Origin of the sequence: Pedobacter psychrotolerans (assembly GCF_004340665.1) — a bacterium.
In the GTDB taxonomy this organism is placed as follows: Bacteria; Bacteroidota; Bacteroidia; order Sphingobacteriales; family Sphingobacteriaceae; genus Pedobacter; species Pedobacter psychrotolerans.
This window is the reverse complement of sequence record NZ_SLWO01000003.1, coordinates 544,840-559,192: the sequence shown is the minus strand read 5'-3', so window position 1 is coordinate 559,192 and position 14,353 is coordinate 544,840. Positions and strand designations below refer to the sequence as shown.

13 protein-coding genes are annotated in these 14,353 nt (G+C 37.1%); 7 read left to right on the top strand and 6 right to left on the bottom strand.

Features of this window, described 5'->3' with window-relative positions; all coding sequences use genetic code 11:
- Positions 1-219: 219 nt before the first annotated feature.
- A complete protein-coding gene (locus EV200_RS09765; protein WP_132531726.1) occupies positions 220-780 on the top strand; it encodes a type 1 glutamine amidotransferase domain-containing protein in 561 nt (186 codons plus the stop codon).
- 68 nt (positions 781-848) lie between these two features.
- Here the strand turns inward: EV200_RS09765 and EV200_RS09760 are convergent, their stop codons facing one another.
- Both EV200_RS09760 and EV200_RS09755 read right to left on the bottom strand, forming a co-directional pair.
- Positions 849-1,892 (bottom strand): hypothetical protein, encoded by a 1,044-nt coding sequence (locus tag EV200_RS09760; RefSeq protein WP_132531723.1) that lies wholly within the window; start codon positions 1,890-1,892, stop codon positions 849-851.
- 105 nt (positions 1,893-1,997) lie between these two features.
- On the bottom strand, positions 1,998-3,236 hold the full coding sequence (locus tag EV200_RS09755; RefSeq protein ID WP_132531720.1) for a serine hydrolase domain-containing protein: 1,239 nt from the start codon (positions 3,234-3,236) through the stop codon (positions 1,998-2,000).
- A gap of 446 nt (positions 3,237-3,682) precedes the next feature.
- On the opposite strand from EV200_RS09755, the gene EV200_RS09750 reads away from it, so the two are divergent.
- From EV200_RS09750 to EV200_RS09735, 4 genes are all read left to right on the top strand, one after another.
- The gene (locus EV200_RS09750; RefSeq protein ID WP_308424147.1) at positions 3,683-6,124 is read left to right on the top strand and encodes a TonB-dependent receptor; all 2,442 of its coding nucleotides are present in this window, start codon (positions 3,683-3,685) and stop codon (positions 6,122-6,124) included.
- 187 nt (positions 6,125-6,311) lie between these two features.
- Positions 6,312-6,944, top strand: a complete 633-nt coding sequence (locus EV200_RS09745; protein ID WP_132531717.1) for a thiamine phosphate synthase — start codon at positions 6,312-6,314, stop codon at positions 6,942-6,944.
- A gap of 45 nt (positions 6,945-6,989) precedes the next feature.
- Positions 6,990-7,550, top strand: coding sequence for a thiamine pyrophosphokinase (locus EV200_RS09740; RefSeq protein ID WP_132531714.1), 561 nt, complete (start codon positions 6,990-6,992; stop codon positions 7,548-7,550).
- A complete protein-coding gene (locus tag EV200_RS09735) occupies positions 7,547-8,041 on the top strand; it encodes a GNAT family N-acetyltransferase (protein ID WP_132531711.1) in 495 nt (164 codons plus the stop codon). The genes EV200_RS09740 and EV200_RS09735 overlap by 4 nt, the downstream gene beginning before the upstream one ends.
- A 121-nt stretch (positions 8,042-8,162) precedes the next feature.
- Here EV200_RS09735 and EV200_RS09730 read toward each other — a convergent pair whose 3' ends face one another.
- From EV200_RS09730 to EV200_RS09720, 3 genes are all read right to left on the bottom strand, one after another.
- Positions 8,163-9,464, bottom strand: a complete 1,302-nt coding sequence (locus tag EV200_RS09730) for a M20/M25/M40 family metallo-hydrolase (protein ID WP_132531708.1) — start codon at positions 9,462-9,464, stop codon at positions 8,163-8,165.
- Positions 9,465-9,482: 18 nt separating this feature from the next.
- Positions 9,483-11,315, bottom strand: coding sequence for a M61 family metallopeptidase (locus EV200_RS09725; protein WP_132531705.1), 1,833 nt, complete (start codon positions 11,313-11,315; stop codon positions 9,483-9,485).
- A gap of 93 nt (positions 11,316-11,408) precedes the next feature.
- The gene (locus EV200_RS09720) at positions 11,409-12,533 is read right to left on the bottom strand and encodes a DUF4407 domain-containing protein (protein ID WP_132531702.1); all 1,125 of its coding nucleotides are present in this window, start codon (positions 12,531-12,533) and stop codon (positions 11,409-11,411) included.
- 124 nt (positions 12,534-12,657) lie between these two features.
- Here EV200_RS09720 and EV200_RS09715 point away from each other — a divergent pair, with 124 nt between their 5' ends.
- Both EV200_RS09715 and EV200_RS09710 read left to right on the top strand, forming a co-directional pair.
- Entirely contained in the window at positions 12,658-12,975 is a 318-nt protein-coding gene (locus EV200_RS09715) for a rhodanese-like domain-containing protein (protein WP_088301097.1), read from the top strand.
- 161 nt (positions 12,976-13,136) lie between these two features.
- Positions 13,137-13,334: a DUF6358 family protein gene (locus tag EV200_RS09710; RefSeq protein ID WP_029281176.1), complete on the top strand. Its 198-nt coding sequence runs from the start codon at positions 13,137-13,139 to the stop codon at positions 13,332-13,334.
- Here EV200_RS09710 and EV200_RS09705 read toward each other — a convergent pair.
- Positions 13,312-14,343 carry a dipeptide epimerase gene (locus tag EV200_RS09705; protein ID WP_132531699.1) on the bottom strand — a complete coding sequence of 344 codons (1,032 nt, stop codon included), beginning with the start codon at positions 14,341-14,343 and terminating at the stop codon, positions 13,312-13,314. The genes EV200_RS09710 and EV200_RS09705 overlap by 23 nt on opposite strands.
- Positions 14,344-14,353: the final 10 nt, after the last annotated feature.

The following is a 14,353-nucleotide window of genomic DNA, read 5'->3' as shown; positions in this document are numbered from 1 at the left end:
ATAAGGCTCATATAAGCTAAGTGTATGAACAAATTTTAAGATTCAATCAAAATATAGGTTTTTCTTACATTCTTTTCAATGTCTTACATGGTAAAGAAAAATTCGCTTCAATAGCCTCAGCACATCACTATACGAAAAGCATCTAATCTTAAATTTCTAAAAACAAAATTTCCCTCACTGTTGTCTTAAATACATCACTTATTTAAAACAGAAAAGATTATGGGACAATTAAGTAACCGCACTATTGCTGTACTTTCAGAAAGCGGATTTGAAGAAGTTGAATTAACCGAACCAGTTAAAAGGTTAAAAGAAGAGGGAGCAACCGTTCACATCATCTCCTCAAAAAGTGGAAAAATCAAGGCTTGGGATCAAGATCATTGGTCAATAGAAGTTGATGTAGATAAAACCATTACAGAAGCAAATGCTGATGACTATAACGGCTTATTGTTGCCTGGAGGAGTGATTAATCCAGACGAATTACGTGTAAACGAAGATGCTATCGCTTTTGTAAAATCATTTTTTGCAGCTGGCAAACCAGTAGCAGCCATCTGCCATGGTCCACAAACATTAATTAATGCAGAAGTGGTTGAAGGCAGAAAGTTAACTTCTGTAAAAAACATTTCAAAAGATTTAATTAATGCAGGCGCATTATGGAGCGATGAAGAAGTTGTTGTAGATCAAGGTTTGGTAACCAGCAGAACACCTAAAGATTTACCTGCTTTTAATGATAAGATTGTGGAAGAGTTTGCAGAAGGAGTACATGAGGGTCAGCACGCCTAAACTTTTTTTAGACGCTCTTTCTAGATTCACTCAAAAGCGGTTGGTAAATTTACCAGCCGTTTTTAGTTTTATAGCTTTACCTGCCTGATAATATTTTTGATATTTAATTCTATAATATCAGTCATATTTTTACATTTCAAATAGTTGGTATCCTTAAAATAATCACTCATGCCTTGTTTTAAAATGGCAATATTCTCAGGAGTAGTTAATTCTTCTTTGTTCGAAACATCCCGAAGATCAGTTAAGCGGTGTCGCTCACTTCTCACCCGGTGAACAATTGAGGAACGTTCTTCCTGCTGATATTGCAATACAGTTTTTTCAGTAAGCTGTTCCATACTCATTTTTACATAAGGTAAGTTCTCCTTAAAAAACTGTGGCAAATACACTTTTAAATTGCCTTCATAAAACTGCTGATCAAAATCTATTGCCCTGATTCTAAACTGAATATCATCAAAATCTGGTGTAATCTGCACCACAAAATTATATGCCCTCATATCTCCAAGAAGCATAATTAAGCACCGTTCATTAAACTTTACAAATTCTTTTGCAATACGTGTTGGGTTAAATCCCGGCGTATATAACTGTCCTTTGGTAAACACATCTCCAGGAATTCCGGCGATATGCTCTTCCACTAATGTATCCCCGTCAACCAGATAATTGACCTGATTTGGTGATAGAATTTCTTCCATTTCCAGACCATATATACGGGAGGCATCAGCTTTTTTAATATAGAAATAATCATAAACATCATTCAACCGATTGACAATTCTAATCCGAAAAGGATGGGTATTTCCAAAGGTACAATATTCAATTTTATCAATGTATTTATGTTCTACGATACGAAGATTTCCAGATGCCTTAAGATTTGCATAAATTTCTTTCAAGCCATTGTGTAAAGACTCAATCAAATCCTGCGCATAAATTGGTCCTTCCCAAAGGGAGTCTTTTCCAAACTTATCCATTAAAGGGAAGGCTTCATTAAACTGCATCAGATCATGATAACCAATGGGTAGTTTAGCTTCCCGCTGATAACTGCGTAGATACTTCTGTAAAGCAGGTGTAACAGGGAAAATTGGTTTCTTTTTCAGGATTTTTACGTCGTCGATTTCCATTGTTAAGCAATGTACTACTATTTAAAAATTTAACCGCAAAGAATTTAAAGTAACACGCAAAGAAAGCAAAGTAAAAATGCTTATCTCACTATTCATAAAACTAACTTAAAATCCGCTTCTTTTCCTTTGCGTATTTCCTTCGTGAACTTTGCGGTTGAGATCTGGGCAATTAAATGTCAAACCTGCCAAATACCTACTAATTTTTCGGTAGGGATAATCACCCGCCCCTTGTGCTGCGAACTGAACAATAATGGTATTGGTTTTTGGATCAACATAAAGTCTTTGTCCTCGCATTCCTTCCGCCGCGAAATCACCACTTTCACCCGCTTGCGGAATCCACCACAAATAATGATGGGCTGATTTTTGCCAACCTTTCGCTGATGCAGGTTTTTCATTCCCTATATTGATCGACTGTTTTACCCAATCTTCCGGCACAACCTGATAATGATTATACTTCCCAAAATTGAGGTACAAGCGGCCAACCTTGGCCCAGTCAATAGCGGAAACCTGAAAGCGACTGGCTGTATTAACTAAGCCTTCCTCATGGTCTAAGCCCCAGGTAGCATTATTTTCTGCACCTATTTTCTTCCACAATTTTTCTTCAGTGTATTGGGCTAAGGTTTTTCCTGTTGCATGTACAATTACCCAACCCAGCAGAATGGGATCGATACTTTTATACTTCCATACTGTTCCAGGCTTATTTACAAGCTTTACTTTCATCAGCTCTGCTTTCATATCATGTGTATAATAGTATTTTGCTTCATCAGAGAAGAAGGCTTTAATAACGCCACCAAATGCATCTTTAAATTCCAAGCCGGATTTCATATCCAGAAGATTTTTCAATGTAATATTTTGAAAGGCCGGATTAACTTTTAATTCAGGAATATAATCCGTTACCTTTTGAGATAAACTCTTAATCGCCCCATCTTTCACTGCCTGACCTAAAAGAATAGACACCATACTTTTTGCACCAGAAAAAACGGTAGTTAAAGTGGTATCACTATATCCTTTGCTATACTTCTCGTATAGGATGCTATCATTTCTAATTATGATAAAGGCATTCAATTTACCCTTCTTAAAATATTCAGCAAATGGAATGGATTGATGGTTTCCATTCTGAACATGTAAGGTATCAATATCTTTTCTCATTCTTTCTGCACGAAAGAAATGAAATACTGTGTCGCTTTTATGAATAATTGCCTGTGGAAAAGCTTTATAGGTCATCGCATCCGGTGTGCGGTACCATAATACCCTAGCTAAATAAGGTTGCCAGATGAATAAACTGGCAAAGAATAAAACAATAAGACTGAGCAGATAAATTAAGGCTCGTTTAAAGGTTTTCATGGGCACTCCATTAGGCCAACAAATATAAAGATTAGCTCCTGTTACTGAGTTCCACCTCAAAGAAAGTTAAAGTTTATGCCACGTTAATATTTGATTTAATGCAAAATGTATAGTTTAAATTTTAGCTGACAGAAACAATAAGCGTGATTTTACGATGTTATTTCATGCATTATTAAATAATCATTAACATATTTTTATACATTTGCGACATCATTGGGGGTGCCTTGTTTGTTATAAACACAAAAACGGGCTGAGATCATACCCATTCTGAAGTGAAAAGCAGAAGGTTAAAAGGCAAGAGGTAAAACCAACAGTCTTAAACCCTACAGCCATTAGCCTTAGATACACCTGATCCGGATAATGCCGGCGTAGGGATTGGAGTTATGGAAGTTTAACTGAAATCGGGAGTACCCCTATTTCCGATTGGTTTAACTAAAACAAAAACATTGAAAAATTTACTTTTCGCAGCGCTTGTAGCAATGCTACCTTTCCTGGCATCGGCACAAAATTCAATTACCGGGCAAGTAACGGATAACTATCAAAATGCCCTGCCTGGTGCAACCATTAAAGTTAAAAACCACAAAACTGCTGTACTTAGTGATGCCAGTGGAAATTTCACACTGGGTAATTTATCCAATGGAAATTATACCCTGGTGGTGAGTTATGTAGGTTATAAAACACAGGAAAAAGCTTTTTCGCTTTCTGGTAATGCAGTTTTAAATTTCAGTTTAGTGCAGCAAAATTTTCTTGCAGATGAGGTAATTGTTCGGGCCACAAGGGCAAATGAAAAATCGGCTACTACCTATAAAAATGTTTCAAAAGCAGAGATCGAAGAAAATAATTTCGGACAGGATTTACCTTTCATTCTGCAAAATACACCTGGAGTAGTGGTAAATTCTGATGCAGGCGCAGGTGTTGGTTATACGGGGATCAGGATTCGTGGAAGCGACAACAGCCGGATCAATGTCACTGTTAACGGGATCCCCATTAATGACAGTGAAAGCCAGGGAACGTTTTACGTCAACATGCCAGACTTTGCTTCTTCAGTGGATAATATTCAGATTCAGCGTGGTGTAGGTACCTCTACAAATGGTGCCGGTGCTTTTGGTGCCAGTTTAAATATCCAAACCACAGCCAGCGAATTAGAACCTTATGCAGAAATAAATAATACTTACGGAAGTTTTAATACCTGGAAAAATACGGTCAAAGTAGGAACAGGATTAATCAATAATCGCTTCAGTTTTGATGGCCGACTTTCAAGAATTAGTTCTGATGGATATGTTGACAGAGGTGCGTCTCTATTGAAATCTTACTTTATGTCTGGCGCATACCATGGCAATAAGGATTTGTTGAGAATAAATGTTTTCGCCGGTACAGAAAAAACTTATCAGTCATGGAATGGAATACCAGAATCAAGACTAAACAATGATGTTGCTGGAATGCAGGCTTATATAGAACGAAATGGTTTAAATGCGGAAGATGCGGCAAACTTGCTAAATGCTGGCAGAACCTATAATAGCTTCTTGTACAATAACCAAACTGATAATTACAAACAAAATCATTATCAGTTGCTTTATGCTAGACAGCTTTCTGATCAATTTTCATTTAATGGCGCCCTGCATTATACTCAGGGAGAAGGTTATTATGAAGAATTTAGGGCAGATGATAAACTAAGTGACTATGGCTTAAACCCGGTTATCGCTGGCGCAACAACCATTACCAATACAGATTTAATCCGTCGCCGTTGGCTTGATAATGATTTTTATGGGGTTACTTATGCCTTCAATTATGTACCACAAAAGAATTTAAACTTCACGCTTGGAGGTGCTTATAACGAATATAAAGGAGCACACTTTGGTCAGGTTATCTGGGCGCAATATGCATCTAACGGAAATATCGACAGACACTATTATGATAATGAGGGCTTTAAAACTGACTTTAACCTCTATGGAAAGGTAAATTACAGCCCGGTTGAACAACTTAGTTTATTTGCTGATTTGCAATACCGCCGGGTTTATTATGATATCTCGGGAACGGAAAATAAGTTAAATACACTTGCGATCAATGATCAGTTGAATTTCTTCAATCCTAAATTCGGTGCGACTTATTTTATCAACCCGAAAAGCAATGTTTATGCCTCATTCAGTGTGGCCAATAAAGAGCCAAACCGTGATGATTATGTAGATGCGGCAGTTGGTGTTTTTCCAAAGTCGGAGCGATTGAATGATGTCGAGTTAGGTTATCGTTTCAAAAATAGCCGCTTCAACTTAGGCGCCAATGCTTATGGAATGTTTTATAAGAACCAGCTGGTTGTTACAGGAAAAATTAATGATGTAGGTGGAAATTTTCGTCAAAATGTAGATAATAGTTATCGTTTAGGTATTGAATTGGATGGTTCATATACCATCAATAAGTTTTTCGCCCTGAACGCAAATGCAGCTTTGAGCAGAAATAAAATCAAAAATTTTACGGAATATTATGATGATTATGATAACGGTGGGCAAGTGGTTAATCAATATGCCTTAACTGATATTTCTTTCTCACCAGCTGCTGTGCTTTTTGGTGAATTTGTTTATAAGCCGTTAAAAGGCTTAGCCATTGCATTGCAAAGTAAATATGTAAGCAAACAGTATTTGGATAACACACAAAATAACGATAGAACTATTAATGGCTATTGGGTGAGTAATGCACGTTTAGGATATAATTTCAAATTTGCTAGTGTGAAAAATATAAATCTGGGTTTATTAGTGAATAATCTTTTAGATAAGAAGTATGAAAGTAACGGCTATACTTATGGTTATCTTTCAGGAGGAAACCGGATTACAGAAAACTTTTATTACCCACAAGCTGGGACTAACTTTTTGCTGAATTTAAATGTGAAGTTTTAGATCATTATCATATTTTTAATTCTTTACTAGAAGGAATGTAAGAAAATATAAGATTGGACTACTCATCTTAAATGCCCTTACATTCATTAGATGATAGATTTTGTATTGATATTACATCCATTATTTGGTTAATCTGATATATTCATACCTTCGGGTTTAAATTTTCACCCATCTGAATCGCATCATCATGAAATACATCGAGAAGCTTCAATACATCACCCATGATATCCCTCAATTTACACATATTGAACAGGCTCAATTGGCTTGCGAAGCCGGCGCAAAATGGATTCAATATCGCTGTTTAAGTAAACCCGATGAAGAACTCCTGACCGACATTCATACCGTTGCAGAAATTTGTGATGATTGGGGTACAACCTTAATCGTAACCGACCATATTCATTTAAATGGCAAAGCAGATATTCAGGGATTTCACATTGAAAATATGGATGCTGATTTTGTAGCATTGCGTAAGTTGGTTGGAAATGATATCACTTTAGGAGGTTCAGCGCATACGATTGAAAATATGATCAGATTGGCTAAGGAAGGCGCAGATTATATTGGACTTGGTCCTTTTGCAAGCACGAATACCAAACCCAATGATTTACCGCTTTTAGGTATCGAAGGTTACTCGACAATTATGCCACAACTTGAATCTCTCCACATTACCATGCCTATTCTGGCTGTTGGAGGAATCAAAATTTATGATGTAGAAACGTTAATGCGAGCCGGAATTTATGGTGTTGCCATTTCTGAGGCAATCCATTCTGCAGACGATTTCATTGAAGCTTATCAGGATTTTTATGATGCGGTGAAAGGTTAGTAAGGGTGATTCCTGCTAATTGATACTTTTTTTTATATTCGCATTATGTCATCACACCACATTGTAAAAGAAAAACAAGAGCCAGCTTTATATATTGATGAGCTTGGCAATTTTAATGAAGAACTTTTAGGTCAGCTTTTAGAGTGGAGCCCAACACTTTTGGTAAATGGCGAAAATTATGATAAAATTTTTTCGCTTGGTTTAAAAGTTGATGTGCTGGTGAACGGAACCACTGAAGATGTTCAGGAGGATACGAAGATTATTCAGGGCCCGGTTGATGCTTTAATGGTAGCCATAAATTATCTGTACGAAGAGAAATATCCGGCGGTAAATGTTATTGCCCGTAAATTTGATCTGGAAAAATTTGCCGGTTTCGAAGATCAGATTAACCTCGTGGTTTTTACTGAAAAGGCAAAACACTACCCTATCAAATCTGGATTTTCAGTTTGGAAGCCTGCCGGTAGTGAGTTTTTAATCCATGGAAACCGATACCTTGAAGTAACCAACCTGATGCAAACCGAAGAAGAAATTTTTGTAGTGGTTGTGGATGGCTTTGTAGAATTTACTTTTTCCGGACAACCAATTTTTATCAGTGAACCAATATGATTACATTAAGAAAAGCCAAAGAACAAGATATTGAGATCATTCGTGACATTGCCGCAGCAACATGGCCATCCACCTATTTAGACATTATTGGACAAGCGCAAATTGATTACATGCTGGAAAAAATGTACAATAAAGGAGAATTGTTAAAGCAATTTCTGGAAGGGCATATTTTCCTGATCGCGGAAGACAACCAGAACCAATATGGATTTGCAGGCTATTCTATCATTAACCTGGAAGAAAAGATCTATAAACTTCATAAGCTTTATGTGCTACCATCAGCCCATGGAAAAGGCGTAGGCAAACTTTTGATTAATGAGGTTTTTAATCAGGTTAAAAACGCAGGTGCATCAGCCTTGCAACTAAATGTAAACAAGCACAATAACGCAAAAGATTTTTATTTGAAAGGTGGCTTCACCATCAAAGAATCGATGAAACTAGATATCGGCGAAGGCTATTATATGGATGATTATGTAATGGAGTACCGATTTTAATTACTCAGAACATTCATTAAAAAGCCGCAGATTGCAGATGACACCAATATTCATGGATCAAAAATCTGCTTATCTGCGGCTTATCTGTATCTAACCTTTGTGAGGATCACAGATTAGTATATTACTTTAATTTTGGTATTCTGGTGGGTGTATCTGTGCCATTAACAATAGAAGTTGCACTCTTGGCAATCGCCTTAATCGTTGATAAAATATTTTCCACATCCAATGTGCCGTATTCATCTTTTACCGTATGATAAAATTTGTCTACATCAATCTGATCCGTACTAATAGTGTGTGCCGGCACACCCAAAGCGGCTAAAGTGGCATTATCACTTCTGTAAAATAAGTTTTCTTTAATATATGGGTCTGGATGGAAAGTAAATTCTGTGCCAGCTAAATTTTTCTGTAAAATCTTTCCAAAATCCGACTTATCATAACCCGTAATAAATGCGGTGTTTTTTCCGAATTTAGAATCTTTTCCTATCATTTCAATATTAAACATGGCCACCACATCATCAGGATTTAATTTGCCCGAAAAGTATCTGGCACCAAAACCACCAATTTCTTCAGCCGTAAAAGCCACAAAAATCAAGGTACGTTCATTATTTTTTTGTGCTTTATAATACTTAGCCAGCGCAATCATAGCTGTTGTTCCTGAAGCATCATCATCAGCCCCATTCGCAATGCTATCGCCCTCTACACTTTTCATCACACCCAAATGATCGTAATGACCAGAAAAAACAATCAGTTCTTTAGCTTTTGATTTACCAGGAATCATACCCGCGACATTAAACAATGGCATTTTAGCAACTTTACTTTTCAGCTCCACATTAAAATCTGTAGCCTCATTAGCACCCAATACAAAAACTTGTACATTCGATGTGCTATTAATATCTTTTTCATCAATGGTTACAGGCTTATCAAAAAAGCCTTTATATCGCTTAAAATTTTCTGCAAATTTAGCATCAACTAAAACCAGTTGGTTTTTTCCTGCTGACATCATTGCCCTGAACTGGTTTACAAATGGCTTCTCTGGATCAAGTTTTACAATGGTTGTGTTCGACTTATCTAAGTTGATATTTTCCGCATTAATGCCTGATACAATTACATTTTCTTCAGCAATATCTTTTCCATCAATTTTAATGGTTTTGCCTTGGCTGGCCACCTGATATTTATAAAATGTCTGTCTAAATTTTTTTTCTCCTGTTAAGGGTTGAAGACCTATTTTTTTAAATTCAGATTCGATGAAAGTAGCAGCTTTATCAATACCAGGTGTAAAGGTTGCACGCCCTTGCATTTCATCGCTGCTTAAAGTTTTGATCAGGTGATCGGTATATTCACGGGTGATGATTTTATCGATGTTTTGTGCACTCAGCTGTAAACTGGCCATACCAGCAAGCGTTAAAAAGAATATTTTCTTCATAGACTATATATTTTGACGTTATTTAGATTTTACCTGTGAGTTTAACCAATGATCTCTGAACTGCTGCATGGCTGGAGTTAATATTCCTCCGGTTTTTTCTATCGCTATTATTTCCAAAGCCGGATTTTCTGCAAAAGTTAATTGGGTTGTTTTTTGTTCTCCTCGATAAAGATAAGTGATTGAAATGGTATCTCCAGGTTGGTGTGCAGCAGTAATGGCATCAATTTCTGAAATATCAGTTATCGTTTTTCCATCCATGGTTAAAATAATATTCCCAACATCTAAGCCTGCCCGGTAAGCTGGTGAGCCTATAAGTGTTTGCGGCAAAACCACTTTACCATTTACAGCATTTAACCGTCCAAAGCCAGCATACGCCTTGTCTGGGCTAGCTTTACGCAACACGAAACCTGCATTTAGCAAAAGCTTTGCATAATCGTTTTTATCTGTTCCGTAAACATACTTACTAAAAAAATCCTTAGAGAATGCTTGATTTTTGGTCAGTTCACCTAAAGTTTTCTCTAAATCAGGAATGGTGTAAGCGATTTCAGGTTTTCCATAAGCTTTCCAGAGGGCACGCATGTAATCATCAAGCGTGAGTTTAAATTCAGCACGTAAACGAAGATCTAAGGCTAAGGCCGTAGCTGCACCATAAGTATAATAAGAAAGAAAAGTATTAGCCGCATTGGTTTGATCAATCGCGACTCCTGCATCGGCAAATACAGCATATCGGCTGGCTTGTACCGGAGAGAAATTTTTCGCACCTGGAGTATTTAAAACAGCATTCACCATTCCATTAAAAGCCTGAACAGCATTATCAACTGTTTTTAATCCAGATCTGGTTAATAGTAACCCACCGTAATACTGTGTAAATCCTTCTGCCAGCCAAAGTTCATTACTGATGTTTGAATGTTCAAAATTGAAAGGCTCCAACGTTTTCGGACGAAGGCGCTCTACGTTCCAGCTGTGAAAATATTCATGAGAAAAAGTGCCCAATAAATTGGCTTCATAACCTTCAATTTTTGGTGTGCGCTGAACAATAGATGTAGAATTTCGATGCTCCATTCCATCACCTGCATTATCCGGGTACACATCATCAAGAAAGTAATAATTACCATAATCATAGGTTGGAAATTCACCCCAGACTGCAAAATGCTCATCCACCATTTTCTTCAGCATCTCTGCATAGTGATCAATAGTAGACTGATTATCATTAGAATGCGTAATCAAATGAATAGTTTGTACTTTTCCATCCTTGTTTTTAACCTCCCATTTTGCTGTTTTATAATCTGCTATTTCTATTGGGCTATCCATAAAATACTGGAGATTTGGCGCAAAATAAGTATCGTTAGTCAAAGGTTTAAGCTGAGTAGCTACTTTCCATTGTTGTTTGCCCGTATAATCAAACTTTACCAATCGCGGACGATCATCCATTCCCACCGGAAAAGCAAAAGTTGCTGGAATATTCATATGGGCATGCGTTTCATCGAAACCAGCATAAGTGCCATCAATCCAGTTTCCAAATAGGGTATAAGTTACTTTTACTTGGTTACTATGCGATGGAATTTCATAAACATCACCTGCAGATTGTTTAATGCTTAAAGCTTTACCATTTGCATCAAAAGCCTTAAGGTTATATACGTTTTTACCAAACTCATGCGTGGCATATCGCCCTGGAGAAGAACGACTCATTCTCACTATTAGATTTCCAGTTGGAACATTAGGAATACTCATAGCGATTTCAGCTTCGTGATGAATCGCATTTGGAAACGTAACAGTATAACTAATTTCTTTTTGAGCAAAAACGCAAAGCGAAAGCACACTGAATAGGGTTGTGCCTAAAAATTTCTTCATAAAAAAGGTTTGATGGGCTTAAATTACTAAGAATGCAGCAGCTAAGGTGTAAAATAATTGATAAATAATAGATTTAGCTTATTAAGCTGACGGTTAATCCTGATCCCAGTCGTGTTTTTCTAAATCACGATACGCTTTCCCTTTAATAATTTCCTTTCGCTTCGATGATTCTGAATCTACCCGTGTTTCATGAATGTTATCGGCCACTTCAAAATGGAAATCTTTATCCTTTTTAGATTGATAAATGAATACTTCATCTCCATCAGATGTGGCATAATCATAAGGTCCGCGAGCACTCATCAGCTTAACAAATACGGGCAAACATTCGAAGAAAATAAAGAGCAAGCCAATAAAAGTCACTGCCGTTGCCGTATTGCTATCACTAGAACCATCAACATTAAACTTTAACTGACCCAGGGCCCAGTTCCGATCAGCAAAGCCAGCGAGGTCTGCCAAACTATCGAGTTGTTTTTTAGTGTACAGTTTTTCGGTAAACAAACCATCAAATTCCTTGCGCTTATCTACAAAAGATTCTGATTTATTAATATTTGCTTTTAGCGAATCCAGCTCCACCTCACGCTGTTTAATTTCAGCTTCTTTACGTTTAGCATAAGGCCCATAGCCCATTACGCCAGAGGTTTCTGCAGTTTTATTGCCGAAAATTTCGAAGTTTAATTTCTGTCGGTCAGCCTTAATTCCTTTCTCCAATGAATCACGTGTGGCTTTTTGCTTATTTAAACGGCCGAATTCTACCTGATATTTATTTTCAAAAGCTTTATTTAAGGTATCTATCTTGGATCTTTGCCCATTCAGGTAACTCACCTTTAAACGTTCCTTAATTTCCTTATCAAAAATCTTAAGCTCAATTGGCCTGGAAATAACCATCCCTATCATAATAGCCAATAAAATACGTGGGGTTGCCTGTAAAAGCTGTTTATTAGTACTGGCACTTTTGTTGATACTTGATACAATGTACCTATCCATGTTAAAGATAGCCGCACCCCATAAAAACCCAAAAACGATAGCAAAAATAACCGCTAAATCATCACCCTTAAAAACGAAATACATGGCATATCCGCCCGATAATGCTGCAAATAATCCTGTAAAAAAGATGGTGGCACCAATGCCTGTATATTTATTTTGCTCTGATGGATACTTTTCCAGTGTTGGGATATGTGCGCCAGAACAAAACCAGAAGAAACGATTCAGCTTGTCCATTTTATTTTATAGTTAAACGCCTAAGGGCTAAAGTTGTTACAGCATAACAAAAGATTATATGGCATTTTTTTGATGTTAACCGTAAAATTGAATTCCCTATATTTGCATAAACACAAAAATCAAAATGAAAGAAATATCGGTACAAGAACTAAAAGAGAAAATTGACAATAAAGAAGATTTTCAATTAATCGATGTTCGTGAAACATTCGAATATGAAGTTTCCAACCTGGATGGAGAAAATATTCCACTAGGCGGAATTTTAATTGAGGCTGATAAGGTTTCAAAAGATAAACCGGTAATTATTCAATGCCGCAGTGGAAAAAGAAGTGCAGCCGCAGTAATGCAATTAGAAGCACAGTACGGATATGAAAATCTTTACAACTTAAAAGGTGGGATTTTAGCTTGGCAAGAGGCGTTTGATCCGAATATGCCTGTATATTAAAAATATCGTCATTGCGAGGCACGAAGCAATCTCTCTTAAAAAAATAGATTGCTTCAGCTCGCTCCACCCAGCTTCGCAATGACGAGTATTCTACAAACCATTCAATCATTTTCTCAATCAATCGCTCCAACATCCAATCATTTTCATTCAATCATTAAATTGTGGGCAAAAAATTCGCACTAAATATCTTTTATAACCTGGCCATCATTCTTTCTATTTTTGGTTTAGTATGGTGTTACAATAACGCAAAATACCTCCCTGCCGGATTTTTAGTAGGTGTAGTGTGTTGTTTATTTTATTTTAAATATCAGTTAACTAAAGACATTCGAAAATCTTTTAAGGAAAAAGACCCGAAGTAATCCCTTGCAGACCTAAACCCGGCAACTGCGTTAAAGTATACCTTCCGTCCTCAAATTTTGGATCTGTAAATGGATTGTTTTTGGTTAACCATGGACCATCTAAATCTGCCCAGTTACAAAGTGGTGCCAGCGCAGCGGCGGCAAGTGTGGCACAACTGGTTTCACTCATGCAGCCAATCAATACTTTCATACCGAAGGTGCGTGCTTTCAAAATCATTTGATGGCCTTCATACATCCCACAACTTTTCATCAGCTTTACATTAATACCGTGATAGGCACCTTTCAGTTTTTCCATATCACCTAAACGCTGTACAGCTTCATCTGCCAGTAGTGGAATAGGGCTTCGCGCTGTTAACCATGCATTTCCATCGGGATCATTTTTATCCATCGGCTGTTCAATTAAAACAACTCCCTGCTGATGAAGCCAATAAATCAAGTCAATAGCTTGGATCCGGTCAGTCCAACCCTGGTTGGCATCTACATAAAGAGGAACATTGGTCATGCTCCGAATGGTTTGAATAATTTCCCGATCATTATCCCGTCCCAGCTTCACTTTAATTACTTTAAACTGCTCAGCGTCTTTTAACTTTTCACGAATGACTTCAGGTGTGTCAATCCCGATGGTATAAGAAGTTACCGGCATTTTTAGGGGGTCAGCTCCATAAATTTCGTAACAGGGTTTATTTAAAATCTTACCATTAATATCATTTAAAGCAATATCAATGGCCGCTTTAATCGCTGGCTGACCAGGTGCTATACCATCCAAATAGGCAATAATTTCTTCGAAATTAAAAGGATGTTTAAACTGACTTAAATCAACCTGTTTTAAAAATGCTTGTGCCGTTTCATAACTTTCGCCCATATAAGGCACCATTGAGGCTTCGCCATATCCAAAAATATCACCATAATGAATTTTCAATAGCATTAAGGGGGTACTGGTGCGTGTAAATTTAGAGATGGAGAAAGGGTGTTTCAACTCTAATTCAAATGGCTTGTAACTAATCTTCATGATCAATCGT

What these genes read in the sequence shown, in the direction of transcription:
- EV200_RS09765 (WP_132531726.1), top strand. Translation starts at nt 220, where the DNA reads ATGGGACAATTAAGTAACCGCACTATTGCTGTACTTTCAGAAAGCGGA.
- EV200_RS09760 (WP_132531723.1), bottom strand. Translation starts at nt 1,892, where the DNA reads ATGGAAATCGACGACGTAAAAATCCTGAAAAAGAAACCAATTTTCCCT.
- EV200_RS09755 (WP_132531720.1), bottom strand. Translation starts at nt 3,236, where the DNA reads ATGAAAACCTTTAAACGAGCCTTAATTTATCTGCTCAGTCTTATTGTT.
- EV200_RS09745 (WP_132531717.1), top strand. Translation starts at nt 6,312, where the DNA reads ATGAAATACATCGAGAAGCTTCAATACATCACCCATGATATCCCTCAA.
- EV200_RS09740 (WP_132531714.1), top strand. Translation starts at nt 6,990, where the DNA reads ATGTCATCACACCACATTGTAAAAGAAAAACAAGAGCCAGCTTTATAT.
- EV200_RS09735 (WP_132531711.1), top strand. Translation starts at nt 7,547, where the DNA reads ATGATTACATTAAGAAAAGCCAAAGAACAAGATATTGAGATCATTCGT.
- EV200_RS09730 (WP_132531708.1), bottom strand. Translation starts at nt 9,464, where the DNA reads ATGAAGAAAATATTCTTTTTAACGCTTGCTGGTATGGCCAGTTTACAG.
- EV200_RS09725 (WP_132531705.1), bottom strand. Translation starts at nt 11,315, where the DNA reads ATGAAGAAATTTTTAGGCACAACCCTATTCAGTGTGCTTTCGCTTTGC.
- EV200_RS09720 (WP_132531702.1), bottom strand. Translation starts at nt 12,533, where the DNA reads ATGGACAAGCTGAATCGTTTCTTCTGGTTTTGTTCTGGCGCACATATC.
- EV200_RS09715 (WP_088301097.1), top strand. Translation starts at nt 12,658, where the DNA reads ATGAAAGAAATATCGGTACAAGAACTAAAAGAGAAAATTGACAATAAA.
- EV200_RS09705 (WP_132531699.1), bottom strand. Translation starts at nt 14,343, where the DNA reads ATGAAGATTAGTTACAAGCCATTTGAATTAGAGTTGAAACACCCTTTC.